The organism is Clostridium sp. AM34-11AC, assembly GCF_003435375.1.
GTDB lineage: Bacteria > Bacillota > Clostridia > Lachnospirales > Lachnospiraceae > Pilosibacter > Pilosibacter fragilis.
In genome coordinates this window covers 1-333 of record NZ_QWGL01000101.1, presented here as the reverse complement: position 1 = coordinate 333, position 333 = coordinate 1, and the positions used below count along the sequence as shown (strand labels likewise).

Annotated in this window: 1 protein-coding gene; it reads left to right on the top strand. The window is 55.0% G+C overall.

Annotation, left to right across the window (positions count from 1 at the left end):
• Positions 1-333 (top strand): MobA/MobL family protein (locus DW826_RS18805; protein WP_242994155.1); only part of this gene is annotated, 333 nt, incomplete at both ends.

The following is a 333-nucleotide window of genomic DNA, read 5'->3' as shown; positions in this document are numbered from 1 at the left end:
TATTGTGAAATCTGGCGGCATGAATGGGAGGTCATCCAGAACCGCTATCTGGAAGCCAATGACCGCCCGGAGCGTGTGGACTTGCGTTCCTATGCCAGACAGGGGTTTGATATAGTCCCCACTGTCCATGAGGGAGCGGCTGTCCGGCAGATGGAAAAGCGTGGTATCCAGACGAATATCGGAAACCTGAACCGGGAAATCAGAGCCGCCAACCGCCTGATGAAGTCCATCCGGCAGCTTATCCACAACCTCAAAGGCTGGATTGCCGAGCTGGGAGAAAAACGGAAGGAGTTGCTTGCACAAAAAGCGGCGGAGGAAGCGACACTTCTTCCC